Origin of the sequence: Vibrio sp. Vb339, from assembly GCF_902751245.1 — a bacterium.
GTDB lineage: Bacteria > Pseudomonadota > Gammaproteobacteria > Enterobacterales > Vibrionaceae > Vibrio > Vibrio coralliirubri.
This window is the reverse complement of record NZ_CADDIS010000005.1, coordinates 189133-215638: the sequence shown is the minus strand read 5'-3', so window position 1 is coordinate 215638 and position 26506 is coordinate 189133. Positions and strand designations below refer to the sequence as shown.

The 26506-nt window shown below is 45.5% G+C and carries 15 protein-coding genes, 1 pseudogene and 1 other annotated feature; of the genes and pseudogenes, 7 read left to right on the top strand and 9 right to left on the bottom strand.

Features of this window, described 5'->3' with window-relative positions:
* The first annotated feature begins 236 nt into the window (after window positions 1-236).
* The gene (gene grcA, locus HRQ85_RS20290) at window positions 237-614 is read left to right on the top strand and encodes an autonomous glycyl radical cofactor GrcA (protein ID WP_017059315.1); all 378 of its coding nucleotides are present in this window, start codon (window positions 237-239) and stop codon (window positions 612-614) included.
* 153 nt (window positions 615-767) lie between these two features.
* Here grcA and HRQ85_RS20285 read toward each other — a convergent pair whose 3' ends face one another.
* The 4 genes from HRQ85_RS20285 to thrA form a co-directional block, all read right to left on the bottom strand.
* Complete coding sequence (locus tag HRQ85_RS20285; protein ID WP_172380471.1) at window positions 768-1427, bottom strand: NADPH-dependent FMN reductase; 660 nt, start codon at window positions 1425-1427, stop codon at window positions 768-770.
* Between the two features lie 176 nt (window positions 1428-1603).
* On the bottom strand, window positions 1604-2890 hold the full coding sequence (thrC, locus tag HRQ85_RS20280) for a threonine synthase (RefSeq protein ID WP_172380470.1): 1287 nt from the start codon (window positions 2888-2890) through the stop codon (window positions 1604-1606).
* Window positions 2887-3843, bottom strand: coding sequence for a homoserine kinase (gene thrB, locus HRQ85_RS20275; protein WP_032545653.1), 957 nt, complete (start codon window positions 3841-3843; stop codon window positions 2887-2889). Before thrB ends, thrC begins: the two co-directional genes overlap by 4 nt.
* Window positions 3844-3860: 17 nt before the next feature.
* Entirely contained in the window at window positions 3861-6320 is a 2460-nt protein-coding gene (gene thrA / locus HRQ85_RS20270) for a bifunctional aspartate kinase/homoserine dehydrogenase I (protein ID WP_172380469.1), read from the bottom strand.
* 29 nt (window positions 6321-6349) lie between these two features.
* Window positions 6350-6468, bottom strand: a sequence feature (Thr leader region).
* Between the two features lie 317 nt (window positions 6469-6785).
* Here thrA and HRQ85_RS20265 point away from each other — a divergent pair.
* On the top strand, window positions 6786-7244 hold the full coding sequence (locus HRQ85_RS20265; protein WP_172380468.1) for a ribonuclease regulator: 459 nt from the start codon (window positions 6786-6788) through the stop codon (window positions 7242-7244).
* Between the two features lie 112 nt (window positions 7245-7356).
* Here the strand turns inward: HRQ85_RS20265 and HRQ85_RS20260 are convergent, their stop codons facing one another.
* On the bottom strand, window positions 7357-7842 hold the full coding sequence (locus HRQ85_RS20260) for a putative 4-hydroxy-4-methyl-2-oxoglutarate aldolase (RefSeq protein ID WP_017059310.1): 486 nt from the start codon (window positions 7840-7842) through the stop codon (window positions 7357-7359).
* A 47-nt stretch (window positions 7843-7889) separates the two neighbouring features.
* Between HRQ85_RS20260 and HRQ85_RS26260 the strand changes: the two are divergent.
* Window positions 7890-7991, top strand: a pseudogene (locus HRQ85_RS26260) (ribonuclease activity regulator protein RraA); the annotation flags it as partial.
* A gap of 429 nt (window positions 7992-8420) precedes the next feature.
* Window positions 8421-9137, top strand: coding sequence for a two-component system response regulator ArcA (gene arcA / locus HRQ85_RS20255; protein WP_004741534.1), 717 nt, complete (start codon window positions 8421-8423; stop codon window positions 9135-9137).
* Window positions 9138-9273: 136 nt separating this feature from the next.
* Here arcA and HRQ85_RS20250 read toward each other — a convergent pair whose 3' ends face one another.
* From HRQ85_RS20250 to HRQ85_RS20235, 4 genes are all read right to left on the bottom strand, one after another.
* Complete coding sequence (locus HRQ85_RS20250) at window positions 9274-9717, bottom strand: hypothetical protein (RefSeq protein ID WP_172380467.1); 444 nt, start codon at window positions 9715-9717, stop codon at window positions 9274-9276.
* Between the two features lie 7 nt (window positions 9718-9724).
* Window positions 9725-12094, bottom strand: a complete 2370-nt coding sequence (gene arcB, locus HRQ85_RS20245) for an aerobic respiration two-component sensor histidine kinase ArcB (RefSeq protein ID WP_172380466.1) — start codon at window positions 12092-12094, stop codon at window positions 9725-9727.
* A 174-nt stretch (window positions 12095-12268) separates the two neighbouring features.
* A complete protein-coding gene (locus HRQ85_RS20240; protein WP_065676727.1) occupies window positions 12269-14020 on the bottom strand; it encodes a sensor domain-containing diguanylate cyclase in 1752 nt (583 codons plus the stop codon).
* A gap of 91 nt (window positions 14021-14111) precedes the next feature.
* The gene (locus tag HRQ85_RS20235) at window positions 14112-15065 is read right to left on the bottom strand and encodes a TIGR01212 family radical SAM protein (RefSeq protein ID WP_017059306.1); all 954 of its coding nucleotides are present in this window, start codon (window positions 15063-15065) and stop codon (window positions 14112-14114) included.
* 530 nt (window positions 15066-15595) lie between these two features.
* On the opposite strand from HRQ85_RS20235, the gene gltB (HRQ85_RS20230) reads away from it, so the two are divergent.
* From gltB (HRQ85_RS20230) to gltB (HRQ85_RS20220), 3 genes are all read left to right on the top strand, one after another.
* On the top strand, window positions 15596-20143 hold the full coding sequence (gltB, locus tag HRQ85_RS20230) for a glutamate synthase large subunit (protein WP_172380465.1): 4548 nt from the start codon (window positions 15596-15598) through the stop codon (window positions 20141-20143).
* Window positions 20143-21612 carry a glutamate synthase subunit beta gene (locus HRQ85_RS20225; protein WP_172380464.1) on the top strand — a complete coding sequence of 490 codons (1470 nt, stop codon included), beginning with the start codon at window positions 20143-20145 and terminating at the stop codon, window positions 21610-21612. Before gltB (HRQ85_RS20230) ends, HRQ85_RS20225 begins: the two co-directional genes overlap by 1 nt.
* A 428-nt stretch (window positions 21613-22040) precedes the next feature.
* Window positions 22041-26504 (top strand): glutamate synthase large subunit, encoded by a 4464-nt coding sequence (gene gltB / locus HRQ85_RS20220; protein ID WP_172380463.1) that lies wholly within the window; start codon window positions 22041-22043, stop codon window positions 26502-26504.
* The last annotated feature ends 2 nt before the right edge of the window (window positions 26505-26506 follow it).

Genomic DNA, 26506 nt, shown 5'->3' with positions numbered 1-26506 from the left:
AACAAATATGACTGTTAAATATTTTTTATACTTTAAAATATTTTGTAATTACTTTGTTTTCAAAGGTTTTATTGATTTACCTCAATATAATCACCTTTGTAAAAATATGGTTTTTGGTTGTTTTTTGACTTAAATCAATGTTAACCTTACTAATATTAGGTATATATTACCCAGCTCAATAAAAATCGAAAGTTAACACCATAATCAAACCACATTCAGTGGACTAGGAGATAGTTATGATCCAAGGTATTCAAATTACTAAAGCAGCAAACGATGACCTACTAAACTCAATCTGGCTACTAGATAGCGAGAAGAATGAAGCTCGTTGTGTTGTTGCTACTGCAGGTTTCGAAGCTGACCAAGTTATCTCAGCTGCAGACCTAGGCGAGTACGAGAGCCGTGAAGTTGCAATCGAAGCAGCACCACGCATCGAAGGTGGCCAACACCTAAACGTTAACGTTCTTAAGCGTGAAACGCTAGAAGATGCAGTTGCTCACCCAGAGAACTACCCACAGCTAACTATCCGTGTATCGGGTTACGCTGTACGTTTCAACTCTCTAACAACTGAACAGCAACGTGACGTTATCGCACGTACGTTCACTGAGTCTCTATAATCTCAGTAAACTAGAGTGTTAAAGATTTAAAAAGCTTGGTCAGAAATGGCCAAGCTTTTTTAGTTTTTGTCCTAGCAACTTCTTATCGTTTATTGTTCCAACTCAGAACCCGTTCCCTTAAAACCAAACAGCACTCTCACCAATCAAATTTGGTTATGGCGCATTTCGTTGAGAAGGATCTTTAGTAAAGGCTTTCGCCAGAGCCGTTGGATCAACATTGTCTCTTTGCAACGCAGCACCTTGTGCCCACCACATCAACTGATGGAATGTTCGATTCATGTATTCATCCCATTGTGCTTGCTCAGACTCTTGAACAACGCAGCCCTCTTCATCAAACACTTCTTGCGCTTTCGGCAAGTGAATCATCGCAGAAACAGGCAAGCAACCTAGCTCTGACAAGAAGGTTCTCATTGAAACGGATGCTCTTGCCCCACCCCACTGACCGGCAGAATAGGTCACAATCGCACTCGGTTTATATGAAAATAGCGAGCTACCAAAGTGATTGAGAATATTAGCTAGCGCTGGGCTCATCGAATGATTGTATTCCGGGCTAACCATCACATAACCATCAGCTTTAGCAATCTTGTCGGCTAACTCTGCTAAGTGCGCGGGTACTTTTGAGCGATGATACGAAAACTCAGGCTTAAACACATCGCCAAAGTCATAATTCAATGGGTCGATAATCTCGACCGTATGCTCTGAGTGCTGATTCGCAAGCAGCTTTTCACACGCCTTGCTGACTCTCATCCCTAATCGAGCAGGTCTTGGTGGTGTACTCTCACGTACAGAGCCAAGAAAAATCAAAAAATTCATACTATCCCTTTCCGTTTTGATCAGGTTAAAGCAATACACTTACTTAAAGCCATTTAAGCGTAAGAAAACCCTTAAATAAAGCTTACTTTAAAAACACTCAGACAATAAAAAAGGTGAATGATTGCTCATTCACCTTTTCTTATCGATCTAAGTTCTACACTCTACGTTTTGAAAAATTACGCAGGTTGAACTCGACGAAGCACTGCTTTTAGCGCTTCAAAATCGTTATCAAGATCTTCAGACAACAACTCCATCGCCGCGTGTTTTGCTAACGGGCCAGGCAGTTCAATATCCGAACCTAAAATATCATCAACCACTTCTTTGAATTTCGCTGGGTGTGCTGTACACAGGAACAAGCCAGTTTCGTTCTCTTGCAGTTGCTCTTCCAGTAGACGGTAAGCAATCGCACCATGTGGTTCACACAGGTAACCTTGCGCTTTTAGGTCGCGAACTGACTCAGCGCTCTGCTCGTCAGATACTTTACCTTTGCCTAGTGTATCTAAGCCCCAGCCTTTCAGTTGGCAAAGCTCTTCGATACGAGGCCAGTTATTTGGTTGGCTTACATCCATCGCGTTCGATGTTGTCGCAACGGTCGGTTTTGGAGTCCACTCGCCTGTTTCTAGGTAACGAGGAACCGTGTCATTTTCGTTGGTTGCTGCGATGAAACGCTTAACAGGTAGACCTAGCGCTTTAGCTAATAGACCAGCCGTTAGGTTACCAAAGTTACCACTTGGTACGGAGATAACAAGGTTTTCACGTTGCTCTTTAGTCAGCTGAGAAGCCGCCTCAAAGTAGTAACAGATCTGAGCCATTAAACGGCTGATGTTGATAGAGTTTGCTGAGTTCAAGCCAATCTCTTTACGCAGTTCGGCGTCATCAAATGAGTCTTTAACTAGAGCCTGACACGCATCAAAGTCGCCATCAATCGCCACTGTGTGGATGTTCTTACCAAGCGTACAGAACAGTTTCTCTTGCAGCGGGCTGATCTTGCCTTTCGGGTAAAGAATCACAACATTGATGTCTTCCATGCCGTAGAAAGCATGCGCAACCGCCGCACCAGTATCACCTGATGTTGCCGTTAAGATAGTGATTTGACCACCATCAGAAACAGCTGCTAAAGATTGAGCCATAAAGCGGCCACCGAAATCTTTAAACGCCAGTGTTGGACCGTGGAAAAGCTCAAGCGCGTAAACGCCATCTTTTACTTGGTTAATTGGTGCAGGGAATTGGAACGCTGCATCCACCATTTGGTCGATCTGTTCTTTTGGTAGTTCATCACCAATCAATGCTGACAGAATCTTTGAGCTACGAGGGACAAAGTCCTCTGCTAGCAGCGCATCGATATCATCAAACTTTGGCAGTTCAGATGGGAAAAATAGACCTTGATTACGGCCTAAGCCTTGACGAACGGCTTGGCCAAAAGAGACTTGTTCATCATTTTCTTTGATGTTGTACAGTTTCATAACTCACTTCCTGTAACGATCGAACCCTGCTTATCTAGGCGACAAACGTGAACGAATCCTTCTTCATTTTGTACGTAATTTTGTTCTAACCAGCGTGCAACACGCTCGGCGACATCTTGTTCTTTGCAAATGCTAAATAGAGTTGGACCACTACCAGAAATACCAGTAGCCAGAGCCCCAGCTGACAGCGCGTATTTACGAGCATCAGCAAACCCTGGAAGCAGTTTCTCACGATATGGTTCAGCAATCACGTCTTTGATCATCTTAGCGGCTAGCTCCGGCTGACCAGAGTGACAAGCGTGGATAAAGCCCGCTAAGTGACGACCATGAGCAATGATATCCTGACGACGATATTGAGATGGTAGGATCTCTCTCGCTTCAGCCGTTGAAACCTTAATACCCGGATAAGCCATCACCCAGTACCAGTCGTCAAAACACGGCACTTCTTGGCTGATGATGCCTAGCTCTTCAAGCATGAGCTGCACGCCACCAAGGTAACATGGCGCAACGTTATCGTAGTGGATACCACCTGAAATCTTGCCTTCCATTTCGCCCATCAGAGCAAGCAGTTCAGTTTCATTCAGTGGCTGACCGTGAAAACGGTTTAGCGCATCCAGTGCCGCGACGATTGAACATGCACTAGAACCCAAACCTGAACCGATAGGCATGTTCTTTTCTAGCGTCATTTCCAAAGGCTTTAGCGTAACGCCTTTTTTATCAAGCTCTCTCGAAAACACCACCCAGCAGTCGTAGACGATGTTTTCTTTTGCTTCAGTTGGCAGCTTAGAAACAAAGCTGCCTGCTGTTTTAAGTGAGAATGGTTCATCACCGGCTTTAACCATAACTCGGTCACCCAACAGTGTGCCATCCACTGGAGACACAGCGGCCCCCAGCACGTCAAACCCTACACTGACATTACCGATTGATGCAGGAGCATAAACGACAACATCCATATCACTTGAACTCATTCCTAAACTCCTAATTTCCAACCAAGAGTACGCATCACATCAGAGAATACGCCAGCTGCTGTTACTTCAGTACCCGCGCCGTAGCCACGCAGTACTAGAGGGATTGGTTGGTAGTAACGGCTGTAGAATGCTAATGCGTTCTCGCCATCTTTAATCTTGAACATTGGGTCGTCGCCATCAACAGCAGCGATACGAACCTTACACTTGCCTTCAGCGATTTCGCCAACATAACGAAGTACTTTGCCTTCTTCAGCTGCGATAGCTGACTGCTCTTTGAAGTAAGCATCCGCTTCTGGCAAGCGAGCCATGAACTCTTCAACCGTACCTGAATCATCAAAACCCGGTGGCAGAGCTTGGTCTACTTCAACATCTTCAAGTTCAAGCGCCATACCTGCTTCACGAGCAAGAATAAGCAGCTTACGCGCCACATCCATACCAGATAGATCATCACGAGGATCCGGTTCTGTGAAGCCGTTATCTTTTGCAATGTTGGTGGCTTGGCTCAGTGTCATACCTTCATCAAGCTTGCCGAAGATGTAAGACAGTGAACCTGAAAGAATACCGTTGAATTTCTCAAGTTCATCACCTGCAGAGATTAGGTTCTGTAGGTTTTCGATTACCGGTAGGCCAGCACCTACGGTTGTTTCGTACATCAGCTTACGACGTGAGTTACGTGCAACTTCACGAAGCTGATGGTAGTAAGCCATGCTTGCTGTGTTTGCTTTCTTGTTTGGTGTTACCACGTGGAAACCAGCCGCTAGGAAATCAGCGTACTGCGCCGCAATACCTTCGCTAGACGTACAATCAACCAATACAGGGTTGATGATGTGGTTACGTTGAACCAAAGCCGCTAAGCGAGCTAAGCTGAACTCTTCAGTCGCACTCGACATACGGTCACGCCACTGCTCTAGCGGTAGACCATCGCTGTCTAGCAACAAACCTTTGCTGTTTGCTAAACCACATACGCGAATCACGATGCCTTTTTCAGCCAGTTTGCCTTGCTGACGTTGGATCTGGTCAACAAGCTCGCCACCAACACCGCCGACACCCACAACGAATACGTCTAGGAAGTGCTTAGAGTTAAATAGGTTCTCGTGACACGCTTTGATGGCTTCAGAGATTTTGTCTTCAGGGATAACCGCTGAAATAGCGCGCTCAGATGAACCTTGCGCGATAGCAACAATGTTGACGTTCACTTCTGCTAAAGAAGAGAAGAACTGAGAAGCTACGCCACGTGAAGTGCGCATACCGTCACCCACCAGCGTTACAATCGCAACGTCATCCATGAACTCAACCGGCTCTAATAGGCCATCTTTAAGTTCAAGTTCAAACGCGTCTGACAACACTTGTTTCGCTTTCACTTTGTCAGCTGATTCAATACAGAAGCTGATGCTGTACTCAGAAGAAGATTGAGTAATAAGGACAATAGAAACGCCAGCAGAAGACATCGCGCCGAATACACGACTCGCCATGCCTACCATACCCTTCATGCCTGGGCCTGATACGTTGACCATTGTTAGGTCGCTTAGTGTCGTAATACCTTTAATTGCTAAGTTATCTTCGCCAGTGTCTTGGCCAATAAGAGTACCTGCACCCTGTGGGTTAAAGCTGTTTTTGATCAGACAAGGAATATGGAATTGTGCGATAGGCGCGATAGTTTTCGGGTGTAGAACCGAAGCACCAAAGTAAGAAAGCTCCATCGCTTCTTGGTAGCTTAATGACTTAAGAAGACGAGCATCATCAACTAAACGCGGGTCACAGTTGTAAACGCCGTCTACATCTGTCCAGATCTCACAGCAATCAGCACGTAGACACGCTGCTAGCACTGCAGCTGAATAATCAGAGCCGTTACGGCCAAGTGTCACTAATTCACCTTTATCGTTACCAGCTGTAAAGCCCGGCATGATATTTACGTGACCTTTAGGCAGTGGCGACTGACGGAAGTTCTGAGTTGAAACATCCACATCGACCATAGCTTCAAGGTGATCACCTTTCGCGTATAGATATTGAACTGGGTCAATCAGGCTTGATGGTTGGCCTTTCGCTTCAAGTACCGCTTTCATCAACTGGATTGAGATTCGCTCACCTTTACTGATGATGCGAGCATTAACATGGTTCGGGCACATGCCCAGTAGGTTAATGCCGTTTACGAACTGTTTTAGCTGAGCAAGAGAAGTATCAACCTGCTCTTGGAACGCAGAACCATCAATAGAAGGAACAACGGCTTGAATATCTGCAAACAGTGCAGCGAATGAGGATTCGATCTCTGTAATCTGTGCGTCTGCTTCACCATTTTTAAGTGCAGCTTCAATTACAGCGACCAACTTATTGGTTGTTTTTCCTGGAGCCGATAGTACAACGGCTAGCTCTTCTTGCTGGGCATTATTAGCGATGATATCAGCCGCTCGTAAAAAACGATCTGCATCAGCTAATGATGAACCTCCAAACTTTAAAACGCGCATCCCTTTCTCCATAAGTCATAAAAATGGTACAAAAAAAGGCCTGTATCTTGTTGGATACAGGCCTTTTTTTTAAAATCCGTTACTTAGCAGCCTGCCCCAACAATGTTAATGTCGGTAATAATAATGGTTGTGGTCATTACTAGGTGGCTTACGTGCTGCATATCAAATTCTCTGCTTGTGCTTTACTCTACGTGTATCAATTTTTACCACTGGACGTCAATGAAAAGTTGCGTTTTTTTTACATTCGTACCGTTTTTCAGAGCAAACCGTCATTTAAGGGATAAAACACCCTGTATAAACCTTCACTTAAGATACTGGATTTACTCATCGAACAGGCAAGAGTAATCAATTGCATATATAGTCATAACAAAATGCTATATCGATTGTGCAGCGAACGTACAAGTTCTGTGCTTTAATTGAACGATAACGTTCGAAGAACAATAATAATGACATCAGGAGTGGGAAATGAAGAGATTACTTATTCTTTTAGCTTTTGCTATGCCTGTTGTTTGTTCAGCGAATAGCTTGCCTCTGCTACCCAGCCAGATCGATCGTTCTTCTCATAAATTCTTTATCTCCACACAAAACGCGTCGAGTGAAAGCTTCGATACTTGGAAGATAGACAGTGGCTACTCTTATAGCTTGTTTTCAGATGTGGATCTTTTCGTCGGTACACGTATCAATAATGCGGCACTAAAACAGGAAAGTGGATTCTTGAGCGGTGTCAGTTATCAGTTTTCAGAAAGAGTCTCTTTCAACAGTTCCCTGCACACCTATAAAGACGAAACCGAAGACAATGAGAAATCGGTAGCCGCAGAGGTTTCCAGCCGAGTGCAACTGACAGATAACCTAGATTTGCATGCCACCCTTGATTATGAAGAGTGGCAGCAAGGTGTTGAAGTGGGATTAGGGTTTCGCTTTTAGTCTCTTTAGCTTGTTCTTTATTAACTGATTAGTGCGAATTGAGATCCAAGCTTTCAGCACATCACAAACCATTCCCCGATCCAATCTATCAACGGCATTAAATTTGAGTCAGTTACGATTCAATTAACAACTCAGATGAAATTAATACACCATTCCAATCGGCATAAATATAGTCACCAGGCTGAATCAGTTGATTATGTATAGAGAGCGTCACATTCACTTGGCCGACACCGCGTTTCTCTGTTTTGAATGGCGATGCACCTAACGCCTGAACGCCAAGGTCCATTTGCGACATCATGCCTACATCACGCACTGCACCGTTCACAATCACGCCTTCCCAACCATTTTCTATTGCGAGAATAGCGAGTTGATCACCAAGCAGTGCCTTCTGGCATGAGCCATTTCCGTCAACGACAAGCACTTTGCCACAGCCGTCGGTCTCTAAAACCTCGCGAACCTTGGAATTATCGTGATAACAACGAACTGTTACAATTTTTCCAAAGAACGCACCACGTTGGCCGAAGTTCTGCAATGGCATGTTCAGTAGGGTGACTTCGCTTTCAAACTCATCACACAAGTCGGGTGTTATATCGTGCATATATCCTCCGTGAGTAAGGCGTTACCGGTTATGTCAGGCTAGCCTCTATGCTTTTATATGTTATTAAAATTAATCCTTTGTTTTCATTGTTCTATGCTCAATTTATTACTCAATAAAAGTTGATTGAGCATATTTATCTACTAGACTCTTAAGACAGCTTTCAGCTTCCTTGGTTCATAATCCGGTCTTTAGCAGGCAAGATGTGCTAAGCATCACGAATAATCATTCTTGTTTTGGTGCTAAATAGTCACCATAACACTGGTTAAGTTGTAGCCATACTATTAAAGTTTGTTGCGATACGGCAATTGATGTAAATCAACAAAGTGAATGGAATTAACATTCTCGCGTTGTTAGCATGCTGTTAACATTATAGAATCCACTCCAATCACTAAAAGAATGATTGAAAGGCGTACTGGATCTACGTTATTGGGCAATACTTCAAGGAAGGCAGATAGCTGGAAGTAAGTGTTTTTTTGAAAACTTTAAGTTATCATCAAAAATACATTACCTGTATGTTATGTTTTTGCCTAGAATTTATTCTATTAGCACAGTTTCGTCACAAATTTAGGTACCGCCAAATGCAAACCCCGCAGATTCTTATCGTTGAAGATGAGCAAGTAACTCGTAACACTCTAAAGAGTATTTTTGAAGCAGAGGGATATGCTGTTTTTGAGGCTAGCGACGGTGAAGAGATGCACCAAGTGCTATCTGACAACCAAGTTAACCTTGTAATTATGGACATCAACCTTCCAGGTAAGAATGGTCTACTACTTGCGCGTGAACTACGTGAGCAAGCAAACGTAGCGCTTATGTTCTTAACTGGTCGTGATAATGAAGTTGATAAGATCCTTGGCCTAGAGATCGGCGCTGATGACTACATCACTAAGCCTTTCAACCCTCGTGAACTGACTATCCGTGCACGCAACCTTCTGAACCGTTCAATGAGCACAAGCTCTGTTCAAGAAGAGAAGCGTAGCGTTGAGAAGTACGAGTTCAACGGTTGGGTACTAGATATCAACAGTCGTTCTCTGGTTAGCCCAGATGGCGAAGGCTACAAGCTACCTCGTTCAGAGTTCCGTGCTCTACTTCACTTCTGTGAGAACCCAGGTAAGATCCAAACACGTGCTGACCTTCTTAAGAAGATGACAGGCCGTGAGCTTAAGCCACACGATCGTACTGTAGACGTAACAATCCGTCGTATTCGTAAGCACTTTGAATCTGTTTCTGGTACGCCAGAAATCATTGCAACGATTCACGGTGAAGGCTACCGCTTTTGTGGTGATCTAGAAGACTAATTCGATTCGCGCTTCTGACCATTTAGCACTACTCACCAGTAAGTACTTTGAACATTAGAAGCGTCATCAATAGTTATTAAAAAGGGAGAATGCCAACGCATTCTCCCTTTTTTATTGTTCTTAATTGGATAAGGTTTTAATAAACCGTATCCACCTTAACGTCTTTCTCTACTAGCCACTTCACGGTTTCGCCATCTTTAAGTTCCACCGCCACATCAACAGGCTTATCACTGTCGATTTCTAACTGCCATACAAACGCGACTTCCCATTGAGTTTCACTGTGTGTTCTTAAATCAAGATCGTCAGCCGTTATCAACAAGGTGTCTGCACCCTGTTTAACCGTAACACTCTCAACCGCAAGCGTTGCTGGCAGTTGTGAGTCTGACTCTAGGTAGATAGAACCATGCAGGGTCTTATCTTGAGTCTCGCCAATCGTTGGCATCTTGTTGTGCCAAAGGTTGCTTTTCATGGTAACTGTTGCTGCAGATACTTCGACTTGATTATCTTGCTGCCATTCTACTTGTGGCGTAGAACAACCCGCTAATGCCACTACACATGCGGCGAATGCTAATTTTTTCATTATTCTTCTACCTTTGGTTTAACCAACTCTTTAAGACTTCAATGTCATTCTGGTATTCGTTATTTATCTCATCAACCCAATCTGAAATGTTCTCCCACCACGCAGGCATATCTGGAGATTGAGCTTTCTGGGCAACTTGTTGGATGCGTTTCAGGCCAATAGAACCTGCTGCACCTTTAATCTTATGTGCTTCAGAAACGATACTGGCTTTATCTTTCGCGACCATGTTGGAGTTCAATATTTCCATATACTCCGGCATCATATCTTCGAACATCGCGATGCTATCCAAAACCGGTTTAGGTCCAACAATATCAACATAAGACTCTAGCATATCAATATCAAGCAAAGTGGTATCAATTGCTGAAAGAACAGGCTTACTCGCGTCGACTTTATCAATGCTCTCAACCTTATCCGTGCCCGCTACCTTCTCAATTACCTCTGGTGCATCTTCGATAAGTTCACTGATGACATCTTGGATAGCTCGAACCGACAAAGGTTTACTGATCGCTTCGTCCATGCCTTTCTGGAAGTACTCTTGCTTGTTGTTTAATACGTTCGCAGTTAACGCCACCAAAGGCGGTAGCTGGCTGTATTTCTCGCGGTAGTATTGAGCAATATCGAAACCCGTCATATCTGGCAGTTGGATATCCAACAACACCAAATCATAGTCTTCAGGATTGAAAGCAATTTGCGCCTCTTTACCCGTCATCACGACGGTCACTTCATGGCCAAGGCTTTCAAGTAGAGAGCGAGCCACTGTGATATTGAGTTCAATGTCTTCGACCATAAAGATCTTAAGATTCGACTGTTTTCTTGGCGTTTTGATCAGAGCCTGAGTATCGTGATTCACTGGAACTCGAATCGAAACCGTAAAGGTACTGCCAAAGCCCTCTTCACTGGTGACTTCAATGTGGCCATCCATCATATTGATTAGCTGTTGAGAGACAGCAAGACCAATACCCGTGCCGACAGCGTGCAAGTTGTCCTTGCCCGATTTCACCTGATAGTACATCGCGAAAATCTTCTCGATTTCACTTTCAGGAATACCAATACCAGTATCTTCCACTTCCATTGTAATGTTGGCAAAGTCACCATCAATGTCGGCGCTGACTGTCATCACCACTCCACCATCTTTGGTGAACTTCATCGCGTTACTAACAAGGTTCCACAGTACCTGTCGAAGACGAGTACCATCCACCTCAACAGCAGCAGGAAGATCAGACAACCTTTCTAGATCGAACCTTAACCCTTTCTGCTCTGCCATCAATGCAGAGATACTTTCGATCTCGACAACGAAATCTTCAAAGTTGATAGGCGTTGGGAAGAGCTCAAGCTTACGGCGGTCGAACTTATCCATGTCGATAATATCGTTGAAAATATTACCCAATGTCACCGCGCTCACCTTGATGGTCTGCATCTGTTTACGCTGCTCAGTGGTCAGTTGGCTATCAAGCAGCATGCGACTTAAACCAATAATGCCATTGAGCGGCGTTCTTAACTCGTGGCTAATGGTTGAGATAAAGGTGGTCTTATCGCGGCTGGCTTTTTCTAGATACTCTTGGTGCTCTTTGCGCTCAGTGATATCGCGGCCGAAACCGACTAAACCTAAGTGGCGGCCATCTTTGCTGTAGAAAGGGACTTTACGCAGTTCGAAATAACTCTTGCGGCCATCTGGGTATTCAAGCCATTGGTCATAAGTCAGTGCTTGGTTGTCAGCAAATACTTTCTTATCGGTTTCAACAACTTGCTGAGCGACCTCTTTGCTGTAAACATCCCAAGGCGTTAAACCAACTAGCTCTTTTTCTGTTTTACCAGTGAGCTCTTCAACCGCACGGTTACAACCAGAGAACACACCATCTTCATTACGGTAGTAAATAAGGTCAGGCGAGGCATCGATAAACGAGCGTAACAGTGCAGTACGTTCTGCGAGTTCAAGCTGAGTACGCTCGCGCTGGAACACCTCGTTTTCGAGATCTTGCATTGCTTCTGCGCGCGCTTCTTCCGCTTTTTCACGCTCTTCAATTTCTTGATTAAGCTTCTCGATATTGAGCTGCATTTTATTGTTGAGTTCTTGGTCTCGCTCACGCATGTCGCCAAGTTTAGAGACCAATTTCGCTAACCTTTGACGTGATTCTTCCAACTGGTCCACGACCACTGACAGAAAATAAACCGCCCAAGGCGTGATCACTAAACCGAAGAAAACTGAACGGACAATGTCGATGTCATCAACATTGCCTTTGAGTGCGAGGGTGATACCGACTTGCACAACAACAGCGAGGGCAACAAGCGCTAGGGCGAGTAAGATAGAAAAGCGGACAATCCCCAGTTTTACGAGTAGATCCACGTAATACTGGGCAAGATTTTTCATGGGTTTCATTTAGCGCTCCATGCGATAAGACTAGCAACATTCTACCCTGTTTGAAGATGGGAGGTAAGCTAGCTACATCACACGCAGCAAGTGTTCAGCGGTAATTTCGAAGGTTAATTAACCAATACAAATACTAACTAAGCAAAAATAGCCGGGGATAATCAAATTGCCAATTTTATAGCGTTAGCGAATTGAGTATGGATGCACCATTGAACGGTTGCGACCGTCTGATTTCGCTTGATACAACGCACTATCAGCCAAGGCAACAGCCGATTCCATTTCATCATCAGGTGTAGGAATGTAAGAGATAATACCAATACTCACCGTGATGAATTCAGAGACTGTCGACTTCTCATGCGCAAGTTCCAATTTTAGGACTTCGTCATGAATACGCTGCGCCACCAGCTGAGCACCTTCGGTCGTTGTATTTGGCAGAATAAAGCCGAACTCTTCACCACCATAACGAGCCACACAATCAGATGAACGATTCAACACCTGCTTAAATGCCTGAGAAACCTGAATCAAAGCATCATCGCCTTGTTGGTGTCCGTAAAAGTCGTTGTAGCCTTTAAAGAAGTCGATATCACATAGCATGATCGTCAGTGGCAGCTTATCACGCACATGATAATGCCACAGTGTAGAGAGCTGTTCATCGAAACGACGTCGGTTAGAAACTTTAGTCAGGCTATCCATAAAGCTGAGGCGTTCAAGTTCAAGGTTGGCTTCTTCAAGCTTTTGTTCTGCTAGATAACGCTCTGTAATATCACGCGCCATGATCAACACACCATTAGTGCTCGATGCTGGATCTCTAAACGGTGATTTGACTACATCATACCAAGTAAATGCTCCATCACTTGAGACCACTTTGTCGATATAACGCAGCGATTTACTTTGATGAAGCACTTGATGATCGGTTTCTGATATTCGCGTATAGATGCTATGTGGCACCACATCTTGTAAACGCTTACCGATCAAGTCACTGACTTCAGAGATACCCAGCGCAGCCACAAATGGTTTATTACACGCTTGATAAACCATGTTTTCATTAAAGATACCAATCGAGTCTGGGCTGGCCTCCAGGATGTTTTGCAAGATGGTGTCACGCTGCGCAAGTGCCACTTCGGTATCTTTTCGCTTCTCCATTTCGCCACGCAGCTTCTGCTGCATGTCATGCCAATCGGTCACATCATGGCTAATAGAGAGCGTACCTATGGTTGATCCGTCTTGTGAGAGCAAGACACTTTGGTAGGTTTCAAGCAAGCAGCTTTTTCCATCTTGATCTGTAGTCCAAGAGCGTTCACTTACACGACCTTTTAATACTCCACCAGAAACACTCAGGGTGCCCTCTTCAGCACGACCATGCCAAAACTTTTTAAACGAGCGATTACTCGTCACTAACTGACCTTTCTGATCTTTCACGTAGATCAGCTCAGACAAAGAATCCAAAGCGGTACGAGCAACATTCAGTTCTCGAACTTCTTGGGACAGTTCTTCGTTAGTGTTTTTATAAGGTGAGGCGTGAATCATCCAAGCCTGCTTATTTCTAAAATGGATCTTACGACCGATCAAGTTGATCTTGAACGACTCAAATTCAGAAAGCGCCCACAGGGAGACCTGTTCGAAGGCTCGAGAGTTGATGTGGTTGGTTAAGTAGTGACGAAAGCTGTTCTCGCTTTCCACAGTAGGAAAGCGAAAATTAACACCGATTTGGCGGATACCGAGCAACTGCATGGCTTGGCGATTGGCATAAAGTATTTCGCCACTTCGAACATCAACAAAGTAGAGTGGCGACGGGGTAGCAAGTAGAAGCGTTTCGATATGCGACTGATAACGAGAATAGAGATGCCAGCAGATGAGAGCAATCAGCAATACAACAACGATATAAATACCGTAGCCATACGCCCTGTCCCACAACCAAGTCATTACCAGTTCCATTTACTCTCAATCTATACCATAAAATCTGTGAGGGAAATGTTACCACTATTTGTTGGTTTTATCTGCTGTTACCTACAGTCACCCATTTCTATTAATTGGCTGCGTTTAAAACAGGCAACGTGTACTCGAATGCAGAGCCCGTTTTGATGCCTTGAGCACCGGTTTTATCGAGCGAACGACCTATTTCAGTCATCGCTAACCAGCGATTCTCACACCATAAAGGAGAAAGCAACGTTGGGCGTCTCGCCGCTGAAGAAACACGGTGATAAACCACGTCCGCAGGCGTGCGTTGAATGATCTCACTCGCGATATCAATGTACTCTTCAAGGCTTGGTGCTTCTAGCTTTCCTGCCTTCCACGCCTTAGCCATGGTACTGCCCTCTACTATATGAAGGCCGTGAAGCTTAATACCATCGGTGCCAACGGCTAATACCTTATCTAAGGTTTCAAGGTTATCCGCTTTAGTTTCTTTTGGTAGACCAACAATCAGGTGAGTACACACCTTGATACCTAAAGCGCGTGCGCGTTGGGTGATCGTTTCATACACCGCAAAATCGTGGCCGCGGTTAATTCGCTTGAGGGTTTTATCATTGGCGGTTTGCAGGCCGAGCTCGAGCCAAATCTCATAGCCTTGTTTAACGTAGCCCGCTAACAGATCCAACACCGCATCAGGCACACAGTCTGGTCGCGTACCAACACAAAGGCCGACGATCTCTGCACCGGGTGCTTTTAGCGCCTCTTCATACATATTCTTGAGCACTTGCACCTCAGCATAAGTGCTGGTGTACGCCTGAAAGTAAGCCAGGTACTTCTTGGCACGAGCAATCTCACCCGCACGATCTTTTAGCTGGTCAGCAATACTTTGAATTTGAGTTTGTTCATCGGCAAAGGAAGCCACGTTACAAAACGTGCAACCTCCACGGCCAATTGTCCCGTCTCGGTTTGGGCAGCTGAAACCACCATGAAGCGTCAGCTTGTGAACCTTCTCGCCATAGCGGCGTTGAAGGTCTTGGCCGATAGTATTGACCAACTCGTGTAATTGCATATTTTCAAAGCACTCAAGTAAATAAGAATGAATATCAGTCTTTTTTTGAAAAAAAATTACATCCCTGCAAAATTCGACCAATTAGTTTACTCAAGGCTTTTTGCGAGCAACCTAACAAATATCAATAAACATGCAAAAAATCGGCTCTATTTGCCTAATGTTGCACATTTGTTAGGCATTAAATTCAAAATAAAACGAAAAAAATGGTCTACATGGGTCAACTTTCATTGCAATTCGCCTAGACAAAATTGTAGGATACTTACACATATTGGCTATTTTTGAGTATTTACTTACAACGAAAACTTGCTAATAAGTCGGTGATATCTAACTCCCACCTATATAAACCACTAGTTTGTGGTTAAAAATAAACAGGTATCACTAAGGATTGTTTTTCTCGCAATACTTTTCCTGCGAGATACGGAAAGGATTCAAACCGCCAGCATAGGCAGGTTTAGACCCATAAATATAAAAGGACAAGGCTGACTTTATACAAATAAGTTGCGCCTAGATTTAACTGGAAGGATGTATCTATGGTAGATCAAGAGCAGAACTCACAGGGTCTGTATACTCCTGAATTGGAGCATGACGCTTGTGGTATCGGTTTTGTTGCGCATCTAAAGAATCGCAAATCTCATGATGTAGTAACTCAAGCACTCGATATGCTTGCACGTATGGAACACCGTGGCGGCCAAGGCTGCGATCCGTGTTCTGGTGATGGTGCAGGTATCCTGCTACAGAAGCCGCACGAATTCTTACTAGAAGAAGCCGTAAAGCTTGGAATTAAGCTGCCATCTTTTGAAAAATATGGTGTTGGTGTTGTACTTTTCCCTAAAGATGAACACAAACGTGCACAGTGTCGTGACATTCTAGAACGCAATGCACAACGCCTTGAGTTAGAAGTTATCGGTTACCGTGAACTTCCAACTGACAATTCAATGATTGGTGCTGACCCACTAAGCACTGAACCTCAATTTGAACACGTATTTATTTCTGGCGGCCCTGGTATCACACCAGAAGAGCTTGAGCGTAAACTGTATGTTCTACGTAACTACACGGTTCGTGTATGCCTAGAAAGCGTTTCAAATATCGGTGATGACTTCTACATCAACTCTATGTCTTACAAGACATTGGTGTACAAAGGTCAGCTAACAACTGAACAAGTTCCTCAGTACTTCCTAGACCTGCAAAACCCAACCATGGTGACAGCTCTAGCACTGGTACACTCTCGCTTCTCTACCAATACATTCCCACGTTGGCGTCTAGCTCAGCCTTTCCGTTACATCGCGCATAATGGCGAAATCAATACGGTTCGCGGCAACCTGAACTGGATGAAAGCACGTGAAGCAATCCTAGAATCGGATCTGTTTACACAAGCTGAAATCGACATGCTGCTTCCTATCTGTCAGGAAGGTAGTTCGGATTCATCAAACTTCGATATGGCGCTTGAGCTACTTGTTCTTTCAGGTCGTACTCTTCCACACGCGTTGATGATGATGATCCCGGAAGCATGGCAAGAAAACAAAAATATGGATCCAACTCGTCGTGCGTTCTACCAGTACCACGCGAACGTTATGGAACCATGGGATGGCCCAGCATCAGTATGTTTCACCGATGGTGTTCAAGTAGGTGCAACACTGGACCGTAATGGTCTGCGTCCTTCTCGCTACACAGTAACTAAAGACGACTTCCTAGTCATGGCGTCTGAGTCTGGTGTTGTTGAGATTGCACCTGAAAACGTTGAGTACCGTGGTCGTCTGCAACCAGGTCGTATTTTTGTTGCTGACCTTGAGCAAGGCCGCATCATTTCTGATGAAGAAGTGAAAGACAGCATTGCTAAAGCACAACCTTACGAAAAGTGGGTTGAAGAGAACCTTCTGAGCTTGAAAAAGCTACCAGATGCGAGCAACGAATTTAGCCAACCTTCTCCAGAGAAACTACTACACAAACAACAATCGTTTGGCGTGAGCTCTGAAGAAGTAAACGAAATCATTCTACCTCTTGCAAAAACAGGCTACGAGCCACTTTCTGCAATGGGTGCTGACTGGCCGCTAGCGATTCTTTCTCACCAATCGCAGCACCTTTCAAACTACTTCAAACAGTTGTTTGCACAAGTAACCAACCCGCCGATCGACCCGATTCGTGAGCGCATGGTTATGTCTCTGAACACTTACCTAGGTAAGGATCAGAACCTACTTGCTGAAACACCTGAGCACTGTCAAAAAGTAGAGCTTGAGTCTCCAGTACTGTCTAACTCTGAGTTAGAAAAACTGCGTGCAATCGATAACGAGCACCTTCAAGCGAAGACGCTGGACATCGTATTCCAAGCAAATGGCGACCAAGGTAAGTTAGAGCGCGCACTTAAGCGTATCTGCCAATACGCAGAAGACGCAGTGATTGATGGCTACTCTATCATCCTACTGACAGACCGTGCGGTTAACTCTAACCATGCCGCTATTCCAGCAATGCTGGCTGTTGGCGCAGTTCACCACCACCTAATCCGTAAAGGTCTACGTGCTAAGTGTGACATCGTGGTTGAAACGGGCGACGCTCGTGAGACACACCACTTTGCAACGCTTATCGGTTACGGTGCGAACGCAGTTAACCCATACCTAGTTATTGAAACGATTGTTGAACTGCAACGTACGAAGAAGCTAGATCCAAACGTACACCCACGTGAGTTATTCGATAACTACCGTAAAGGTGTTAACGGCGGTCTACTTAAGATCTTCTCTAAGATGGGGATCTCTACGCTGCAGTCTTACCACGGTGCACAAATCTTTGAAGCACTTGGTGTTAGCAAATCAGTGGTTGAAAAATACTTCACAGGTACTGTTTCTCGTATCCAAGGTCTAACGATCGACGATATCGCACGAGAAGTACTGGTTCGTCACCGTGTTGGTTACCCAGCTCGTGAAATCCCAGCTCAGATCCTTGATGTTGGTGGTGTTTACCAATGGAAACAACGTGGCGAGAAGCACCTATTCAACCCTGAAACGATTTCTCTACTTCAAGAATCGACACGTAACAAAGATTACGGTCAGTTCAAGAAGTACGCAAAAGCAGTTGATGACCAAGGCGACAACGCAGCAACGCTACGTAGCCAACTGGACTTCATCAAGAACCCTGCAGGCTCTATTCCTCTAGCAGAAGTAGAACCTATTGAGAAAATCCTTAAGCGTTTCGCAACGGGTGCAATGAGCTTTGGTTCAATCTCACATGAGGCTCACTCAACACTGGCTGTTGCAATGAACCGCATTGGCGCGAAATCAAACTCAGGTGAAGGTGGTGAAGATCCAGCACGTTTCGAACGCAAAGAAAACGGTGACTGGGAACGTTCAGCAATCAAACAGGTGGCTTCTGGTCGCTTTGGTGTAACGTCTTACTACCTGTCTAACGCTGATGAGCTACAAATCAAGATGGCTCAAGGTGCGAAACCGGGCGAAGGTGGTCAACTACCTGGTGATAAGGTTGATGACTGGATCGGCGCAACGCGTCACTCGACTCCGGGCGTAGGTCTTATCTCGCCACCGCCACACCACGATATCTACTCAATCGAAGATTTGGCTCAGCTGATCTACGATCTGAAAAACGCGAACCGTAATGGCCGTGTAAACGTGAAGCTAGTATCAGAAGCTGGCGTAGGTACGATTGCATCGGGTGTAGCGAAAGCGAAAGCTGACGTGGTACTTATCGCAGGTTTTGATGGTGGTACGGGTGCATCTCCAATGTCTTCTATCCGTCACACTGGTCTGCCTTGGGAACTGGGTCTAGCAGAAACGCACCAAACACTACTGAAAAACGGCCTACGTAACCGTATCGTTGTTCAGTCTGATGGTCAGATGAAAACACCACGTGACCTTGCAGTAGCAACGTTACTTGGCGCTGAAGAATGGGGCGTAGCAACAGCAGCATTGGTTGTTGAAGGCTGTATCATGATGCGTAAGTGTCACAAGAATACATGTCCTGTTGGTATCGCAACACAGAACAAGACCCTGCGTGAACGTTTCGACGGCCGCGTAGAAGACGTAGTCACTTTCTTCCAATACATGGCTGAAGGTCTGCGTGAAGTAATGGCTGAACTTGGCTTCCGCTCTATCGATGAGATGGTGGGTCAATCGCACAAACTTAAAGTTCGTGATGACATCGGTCACTGGAAGTACAAAAACCTAGACCTAACACCTGTACTGCATATTGAGCAGGCACGTGAAGAAGATGGTATCTACAACCAGACACAACAAAACCACAACCTAGAAGACGTTCTAGACCGCAAGTTGATTCAGGCTGCGATTCCAGCTCTTGAGAAAGGCGAAGCTGTGAATGCGAGCTTCCCTATCATCAACACGGACCGCTCTGCTGGTACCATGCTGTCGAACGAAATCTCGAAGGTTTACAAAGACCAAGGTTTACCACAACCAATGAACGTTAAGTTCCACGGTAGTGCTGGCCAATCTTTCGGTGCGTTCCTTGCGAAAGGCGTTAAGTTCGAAGTAGAAGGTGACGCGAACGATTACTGGGGTAAAGGTCTGTCTGGCGGTACGTTGGTACTGTACCCAGATGCGAAATCGACTATCGTTGCTGAAGACAACATCGTGGTAGGTAACGTATGTTTCTACGGTGCGACTTCAGGTGAGTCTTTCATTCGCGGTATGGCTGGCGAACGTTTCTGTGTTCGTAACTCTGGTGCGAAGGTTGTTGTTGAAGGCGTTGGTGACCACGGTTGTGAATACATGACTGGCGGTGTCGCAATTATCCTTGGCTCAACGGGTCGTAACTTTGCTGCTGGTATGAGTGGCGGTGTGGCTTATGTTTGGGATAAAGCGGGTGATTTCGAAACCAAGCTTAACTCTGAACTTGTAGACCTAGATCCAATTGAACAAGAAGATAAAGTTCTTCTACTAGATATGCTAACTAAGCATGTTGAATTCACAGGAAGTGAAGTTGCTCAGTCTTTCCTAGACAACTTTGAAGCAAGTGTTGCATCGCTAGTTAAAGTAATGCCACGCGACTACAAAGCGGTTCTTGAAAAGCGTAAAGCTGAAGCACAACAGGCACAAACGGAAGAAGTGGAGGCAGTATAATGGGTAAGCCTACTGGATTTTTAGAACACGGTCGTGAGCTTCCAAAGAAGCTTGACCCGTCAGTTCGAATTGAAGACAACAAAGAGTTCGTACTCAACGAAGAGTTTGGTGAAAGGATCAATACTCAAGCCTCTCGTTGTATGGACTGTGGCGTACCTTTCTGTCACAACGGCTGTCCGATTGGTAACATCATCCCAGAATTCAATGATGCGGTTTACCGTGACAGCTGGGAAGAGGCTTGGAACATTCTAAGCTCTACCAATAACTTCCCTGAGTTTACAGGTCGTGTTTGTCCTGCTCCTTGTGAAAGTGCCTGTGTTCTTGGTATCAACCAAGACCCAATCACTATCTGTAATATCGAGAAAACGATTGTAGAAACTGCGTACCGTGAAGGGTACGCAAAACCTAAAACACCACGCTCTCGTACAGGTAAAACTGTCGCAGTTATCGGTTCAGGCCCTGCAGGCCTAGCCGCAGCTGAGCAACTAAACAGCGCTGGTCACTCGGTAACGGTATTTGAACGTGACGAGAAAGTCGGTGGTCTACTTCGCTTCGGTATCCCAGATTTCAAACTGGGTATGGACGTGATTGATCGTAAGATCAACCTAATGGCTGAAGCTGGCGTTGAGTTTAAAGTAAACCAACACATCGGTGTTGATGTTAATGCTCAACAGCTACGCCAAGAGTTTGATGTGGTATTGCTAACAGGTGGTTCTACGGTTCCACGTGATTTACCAATCCCAGGTCGTGAGCTGAAAGGCGTTCACTTTGCCATGGAATTCCTTGGTCAAAACAACCGCCGTGCTAACGACTTAGACCTTAAAACAGAAGAGCTTCACGCTAAAGATAAACACATTGTGGTTATCGGTGGTGGTGATACGGGTTCTGACTGTGTGGGCACATCAAACCGTCATAAAGCAGCAAGCATTACTCAGGTTGAGATCATGCCGATCCCACCAGAGAAGCGCCCTGCAAACATGCCTTGGCCTCAATACCCAATGATCATGAAAACCACTACTTCTCACGAAGAAGGTTGTGAGCGTCACTGGAACATCTTAACCAAAGAGTTCATCGGTAACGAGCAAGGTCAAGTGACGGGTCTACGTATTGCTGACATCGTTTGGCAAGATGCGAAACCAGGTGAGCGTCCAGGCTTTGATGAAGTAGCGAACTCTGAACGTGTTATTCCTTGTGACATGGCATTCCTAGCAATGGGCTTCTTACACCCGGAGCCAACTGGCGTGCTTGCTCAACTAGACATTAAACTGGACGAGCGCGGTAACGTCGCTTCTGAAGGTTTTGCAACGAACCAGAAAGGCGTTTTCGCTGCTGGTGATATGCGTACTGGTCAATCTCTAGTTGTACGTTGTATTAATGAAGGTCGTGAATGTGCAATTGCCATTGATGACTTCTTAATGGGTAACTCAAACTTAGAAGCGAAAGCTGATTCACTCATGCTTTCCGCATAATATTTCTCAGGCTAGCGTCAATGACGTTAGCCTAGAGGAAAAGCAACACCCTTCCTAACTTTTATATTTGGCTAGCACTCGATGCTAGCCTTTTTTCTACCTGGCATTTGTCGTTTTCAAAATCACCCTGTTGTATATGTTAAATCTCGTTAACATCCATCTTATTTATCTCATTGATATCCATCGACTATTTTAGATTATTAAGTGGCTAATCGCGTTTATGCATGATAATTAACCATGAACTTGACCTTAAACACAATTAGCTATACGTTGTAAAGCTGATGAAAATAAAATCAATCGGTTTTGTTAACACAACCAATAACGTTTTAACTGGCTAAAGCAAACTATCAGTTTATAAAAAACAACAAGTATATGAATAGTTAGTCATTTACTGTCTGGATGACAGAGAAGCAAAAGGGAGAATTGCAATGGCTCTATATGATCCTAGTCTTGAAAAAGACAACTGTGGATTTGGTTTAATAGCGCAAATGGAAGGCCAACCTAGTCATAAGTTGGTAAGAACTGCTATTTCAGCCCTCGATCGCATGACACACCGTGGTGGTATCGCTGCGGATGGTAAAACCGGGGATGGCTGTGGCTTATTACTACAGAAGCCTGACTCTTATCTCAGAATTATTGCAGAAGAGAGTAACTTCAAGCTCGGCAAGCAATACGCTGTCGGCATGATTTTCTTCAGCCAAGATCCAATCAAAGCGCGAACCGCGCAAGACATCGTCAATAAAGAGCTTGCTCAAGAGACCTTAACGGTTGCAGGTTGGCGCGTAGTGCCGACCAACACCGACGTATTAGGCCCGATTGCCAAAGATTCCGTTCCCAATATTCAGCAAGTCTTTATCTCTGCCCCTGCTGGTTGGCGTGAACGCGATATTGAACGACGCCTTTATATTGCTCGTCGCAGAATTGAAAAACAGATCACCGAAGACAAAGATTTCTATATTTGTAGCCTTTCGACTCAAGTCATGGTTTACAAAGGTCTGTGTATGCCGGCCGATCTTCCGCGATTTTACCTCGATCTTGCTGACTTACGTATGGAATCGGCGATATGTCTGTTCCACCAGCGTTTCTCAACCAATACTCAACCACGTTGGCCATTGGCTCAACCATTCCGCTATTTAGCGCACAATGGTGAGATCAATACCATCGAAGGTAACCGTCAGTGGGCTAAGGCTCGTGCCTATAAATTCTCTTCGCCGTTGCTGCCAGACTTACAAACCGCAGCACCCTTTGTGAATGAGACAGGCTCGGATTCATCAAGCCTAGATAACATGCTCGACCTGTTCCTTGCCGGTGGTATGGATGTGTTCCGAGCGATGCGCATGCTTGTTCCGCCTGCTTGGCAAAATCACCCAGACATGGACCCAGATCTGCGTGCATTCTACGACTTCAACTCCAAGCACATGGAACCGTGGGATGGCCCTGCTGGTATCGTTCTTTCTGATGGTCGTTACGCTGCGTGTAACCTAGATAGAAATGGCCTGCGTCCTGCGCGTTATGTGATTACCAAAGACAACTTAATCACGCTAGCATCTGAAGTCGGTATCTGGAATTACGCACCGGATGAAGTTGCAGAAAAAGGTCGTGTCGGCCCTGGTGAATTGCTCGTCATAGATACGCGCCGCGGTAAATTGTGGCAATCTAACGAGATCGACAATGACCTTAAAGGTCGCCACCCTTATAAAGAGTGGATGGAAAAGAACGTTCACAAACTCACACCGTTTTCCGATCTGCCCGATGAGCAAGTCGGTAAGCGCAGCTTTGATGATGACACGCTCAAGACCTACCAAAAACAGTTTGCGATGAGCAACGAAGAATCAGACCAAGTACTACGTGTGCTCGGTGATATGGGACAAGAAGCGGTTGGATCGATGGGTGATGATACGCCAATGGCCGTACTCTCTTCTAAAGAGCGTCTCATCACTGATTATTTCCGTCAGAAATTTGCACAGGTCACCAACCCGCCGATCGACCCATTGCGTGAAAAACACGTGATGTCTTTAGCGACCAGTATCGGTAAAGAGATGAATGTGTTCTGCGAAACAGATGGTCACGCCTATCGTGTGACATTTAATTCGCCCGTTCTTCTCTACTCTGACATGCAGCAACTTCTGCAGTTAAATCAAAAACACTATGGTCACACGATTCTAAGCCTACACTACGATCCGGCTCAGCAAGATCTCGAACAAGCCATCAATGACTTGTGTGATCGTGCGGTTCAAGAAGTGCGTGATGGTACTGTGCTAATTGTGCTTTCAGACAAAGGTTTAGAAAAAGGGAAACTGCCAGTTCCAGCAGCGATGGCTGTCGGTGCAGTGCAAACCAGACTTGCTGACAACAACCTACGATGTGATGCCAACATAGTGGTTGAAACCGCAACTGCGCGCGACCCACACCAATTTGCTGTGCTGCTTGGCTTCGGTGCAACCGCGGTTTACCCATACCTCGCTTATGAAGCGTTAGGTAAAATGTTGGATGATGGCTCTTTAGATAAAGACTATCGTGCCGCAATGCAAAATTACCAAAACGGCATCAACAAAGGTCTGTACAAGATCATGTCGAAGATGGGCATTTCAACCATTGCCTCTTATCGCTGTTCACAGCTTTTCGAAGCCGTTGGCCTTCATTCCGATGTTGTTGAGCTCTGTTTCCGCGGAGTTACCACTCGAATCCAAGGCGCAAGCTTTAGCGATTTCCAGCAAGATATCTATAATTTATCTCGTAAAGCCTGGACTAAGCGTAAGCCAATCGAGCACGGTGGTTTACTCAAATACGTACACGGCGGCGAATATCACGCCTATAACCCTGATGTGGTTGGCACTCTGCAAACTGCAGTAAAAACAGGTGAGACATCGGATTATCTCTCTTTTGCTAAGCAAGTAAATGCTCGTCCAGCCGCGATGTTACGCGACTTAATGAGCCTCAAAAAGGCCGATAAGCCTCTACCACTCGAGAAAGTCGAGCCTAACAGCGATCTGTTTAAACGCTTCGACTCTGCGGCAATGTCGATCGGTGCTTTGAGCCCAGAAGCGCATGAAGCATTAGCAATGGCGATGAACCGCTTGGGGGGGTACTCAAACTCTGGCGAAGGTGGTGAAGACCCTCGACGCTTTGGTACCGACCGTAACTCGCGCATTAAACAGATTGCGTCTGGTCGTTTTGGTGTGACACCACATTACTTAACCAATGCGGATGTTCTTCAAATCAAAGTCGCACAAGGTGCGAAGCCAGGAGAAGGCGGTCAACTACCCGGTCATAAAGTTACCGCAGAAATCGCTAAGCTGAGATATTCAGTTCAAGGGGTGACACTGATCTCCCCTCCTCCACATCACGATATTTACTCTATCGAGGATCTAGCGCAGCTGATTTTCGACCTTAAACAAGTGAACCCTAAAGCCTTGGTTTCAGTGAAGTTAGTATCGGAACCGGGTGTAGGCACGATTGCAACAGGTGTAGCAAAAGCCTATGCCGACCTGATCACCATTTCTGGCTACGATGGCGGTACCGCGGCAAGCCCACTGACCTCAGTAAAATACGCAGGTTGTCCTTGGGAGCTTGGTCTAGCAGAAACTCAACAAGCACTGGTAGCCAATGGCCTACGTCATAAGATCCGCTTGCAAGTCGATGGTGGTTTAAAAACTGGCCTTGATGTGATTAAAGGCGCGATTCTCGGTGCTGAAAGCTTTGGTTTCGGTACTGCACCAATGGTCGCTATGGGTTGTAAGTTCTTACGAATTTGTCACCTAAACAACTGTGCAACGGGTGTGGCGACTCAAGATGAAACACTACGCCGTGAATACTTCAAAGGCCTGCCAGACATGGTAGTCAACTACTTTACAGGCCTAGCCGACGAAGTTCGCCAGTACCTTGCAGAACTTGGCGTCGAAAAGCTCACAGACCTGATTGGTCGTACGGATTTACTTGAAGCCGTTCAAGGCCTCACCGCGAAACAGAGCAAACTTGATCTCTCTTCAATACTCGAAGCTCCGGTATCTCCAGAAGGTCACCCACTGTTTTGGACCGAGCCAAACGCACCATTTGATAAAGCTCAGCTCAACCAGCAGATCCTTGATGATGCACTCGATGCAATTGAGAAGCGCCAATCCACCAGCCTCTACTACAACGTGATCAACACCGATCGCTCAATTGGCGCTCGTGTCTCTGGCGAAATAGCAAAGCGTTACGGTAATCAAGGTATGGCGGGCTCACCAATTAAGTTGTACCTCGACGGTACTGCAGGCCAATCCTTTGCGGTTTGGAACGCCGGTGGCGTCGAGTTGTACCTTACGGGCGATGCTAATGACTATGTTGGCAAAGGCATGGCGGGCGGTAAGGTGGTTATCAAGCCTCACCAAGGCACTGCATTTGTTTGTAACGAAGCGACCATCATCGGTAACACCTGTTTGTATGGCGCAACCGGAGGCAAGCTATTTGCAGCAGGTACTGCTGGCGAACGATTTGGCGTACGTAACTCAGGTACGGTTGCAGTGATTGAAGGTGCGGGTGACAACGCCTGTGAGTATATGACGGGCGGTATTGTGGCGATTCTTGGCGCAACCGGAGTCAACTTCGGCGCAGGTATGACGGGTGGTTTTGCTTATGTGATGGATAAGAATGAAGACTTCCAAGGCCGTGTGAACAACGAATCGGTTGAGGCACTTTCTCTGTCTGACCTATACATCCACCAAGAACATCTGCGTGGTTTGATTGCAGAGCACTTAGAAGAGACAGGTTCAGTACACGCTGAAGCGATTCTGGCGAACTTTGATGAATGGATTCCGAAGTTCTACCTAGTGAAGCCAAAGACGGCGGATCTTAACACCCTGCTCGGCCACCAAAGCCGCAGTTCTGCTGAACTTCGTGTTCAAGCGCAATAATT